At 48.1% G+C, this 2,233-nt stretch carries 3 protein-coding genes; all 3 read right to left on the reverse strand.

The window, feature by feature from the left end:
- On the reverse strand, positions 1–411 hold a 411-nt coding region (locus O9323_RS13565), incomplete at its 3' end, for an RNA-guided endonuclease InsQ/TnpB family protein (protein ID WP_288125281.1).
- 33 nt (positions 412–444) lie between these two features.
- Positions 445–927: an ATP-binding cassette domain-containing protein gene (locus O9323_RS13570; protein ID WP_149106760.1), complete on the reverse strand. Its 483-nt coding sequence runs from the start codon at positions 925–927 to the stop codon at positions 445–447.
- Entirely contained in the window at positions 924–2,039 is a 1,116-nt protein-coding gene (locus O9323_RS13575) for an acyl-CoA dehydrogenase family protein (RefSeq protein ID WP_288125282.1), read from the reverse strand. The genes O9323_RS13570 and O9323_RS13575 overlap by 4 nt, the downstream gene beginning before the upstream one ends.
- Between the last annotated feature and the right edge of the window lie 194 nt (positions 2,040–2,233).

The raw sequence follows: 2,233 nt of genomic DNA on the forward strand, positions 1-2,233 counted from the left end.
CCATCGAATAGGTAAAGGTTCTGTGCATTTGGCTAAATAGATTTGTTTGTCTTTAAATTTAAAAGCAGATTTGGTAAATTCGGCACTTCCTCCTTGATGTTTTTTCTTAAAGTTAGGATACTTAGTACGACCAGCAAAGAAGTTAGTAAAAGCTGTTTGTAGGTGTCTTAACCCTTGTTGTAAAGGTACACAGCTTACTTCATTGAGAAAGTCTAATTCTTCTTGCTTTTTCCAATGGGTCAACATTGAAGAAGTTTGAGCGTAGCCTACTCTTTCTTGTCTTTCATACCAAGCTTGTGTTCGTTCGTGAAGAGCTTTATTGTAAACTAATCTTACACAGCCCAATGTGCGCCGCAATAGCGACTCTTGTTCGGGTGTTGGGTAAAATCGGAACGAATAGGCTTTTTCCATACCTCACATTCTAGCATATATCGTGTAAATGCGCTAATATTTAACAGTAAAGCCGTCGTAGAACGACGGGGTTTCAGACCCAAATTTTCGATGAGGATAGGCACGCTCGAAGCCCTCTAGTTTGACGCTTTTAACGGCGGTGTGAACCCTTTCGCGCAATTGCTGATGATCGAGGCGGGGCATCCGCTTTAATTTCAAACCAAAAGCCACGTTTTGCCAAACGGTTAACCAAGGTAAAAGGGCGGGGGATTGAAAGACGATCGAGCTGCGGATGTCTGGGGCTTGTAGGGGTCGTGAGTGCAATTGTATTTCTCCGCCATCGGCACTTTGCAAACCAGCGGCGGTAGCAAGGAGGGTAGATTTACCGCAACCACTAGCCCCAAGCAAACAAACTACCTCACCGGAGCGCACCTGTAGGTTAATATCCTCAAAAACGGTACGGTAGCCATGGCGGGTTTTATAGCGTTTATGGAGATTTTTGAGGGTGAGGACGGGGTAATCAGTGGCGATACTCATTCCCTCACCCCCGCTCGCTCGAGTTCGCCAGTGAGAATTTTATCGGTAGCGGACTGACGTTGTAACTCTCTTTCCAGTTGAATCAGGCTCGGAGTTAACACTGGTAAAAAGGCGACCTCCCGCAGCCGTCGGGCCGTGTCGCTATTACGGAAATAGCCTTTTCCTCCCTTAATTTCCGCTTCTAACCCTACGGATTCCACCGCTAACCGGGTAATGTCCACTCTGAGGGTGAATAGTTGGCGTGTTCGTCCGAGATCGAAGCTTTCTAGGGTGCTGAATTGCTCGATTGTCTTTTCTAGACGAGTCAGACGCTCCCGGGCGCAGAAATAACGATCGCTGGCTACCGCTGCCTTTCCCCCTAAACTTTTCTCTGTCTCCGCGAGGGATTTACGCGTAATGCCAAGGGCCAGTCCGCATTGTAACAGCAAGAAACAGGGGCGGACTGAGGGTAAAAATTTTGCTGCTTCCAAGCTGATAATCCAGTCGTGAGATAACTGAACTCGATCGAATTCAAGGGTACTGGTGCGGGAAGCCTGTAAACCCAATAATTGTAGGTCTTCACCCCGTTTTAACCCCTCTGCGAAGGAGGGAAGGGCGAGGATAAGAGTTTGTCCAGATGTGGTTTGAGCGGCAACGGCTACTATGAATTCTCCGTTGGAGTCGAGGTTAGAGGCCCAGGGCAGGAAGCCATTAACAGTGACGTTTTCTCCCTCGATCTTTGCCTGTAAACGCAGCTCCTCGATACCGCCGAGGTACTTCATCGCGTTGGAGAGTCCTGTGGCTCCGGCTATCTCTCCCTTGAGAACAGCAGGTAGAATTTTGTTTTGTAGGTAAGTGTTATTACTGGCGGCCAGATATTGAATGAAGACGCGCTGACACCAGAAAACAAAACCGGTGGTCAGGCAGCATTGGGACACAGAAGAGATCGCCTCTACTGCCTGTAGTAAGGAGCCACCCCGGCCCCCTAAGCTTTCAGGTATAGCATAGCCGAACCAGCCCGATTCTCCTAGCTTGGTTAGGGCCGAACCGACGTTGAGATTAGCTGTACCGTTGTTGAGGTCAGTGGCTCTTTCTTCCAGAAAAGAAAGGATTTCGGAGCCTCGATCGAGCATAATTGTTCTCTCCTAGGGGTGAATATTTTCAATCGAGGTCAAACTATCTATAGCTGGACTTCCCCGTTGACAAAAAGCCATAACCTGTGCTGTAGAAGGGATTAAGAGAATTTCCGCCGCCCCGTTACTGGGTACAAATCAGGGAAACTTCCAATAAATCTAACGCTTTTTGTTGCAGTTGGGTCGGTCGAGTT

This window comes from Microcystis sp. LE19-131.1A (assembly GCF_027532015.1).
In the GTDB taxonomy this organism is placed as follows: domain Bacteria; phylum Cyanobacteriota; class Cyanobacteriia; order Cyanobacteriales; family Microcystaceae; genus Microcystis; species Microcystis ichthyoblabe_A.

Excerpts from the sequence above, each read along its gene's own strand:
- O9323_RS13570 (WP_149106760.1), bottom strand. The coding sequence starts at position 927 with ATGAGTATCGCCACTGATTACCCCGTCCTCACCCTCAAAAATCTCCAT.
- O9323_RS13575 (WP_288125282.1), bottom strand. The coding sequence starts at position 2,039 with ATGCTCGATCGAGGCTCCGAAATCCTTTCTTTTCTGGAAGAAAGAGCC.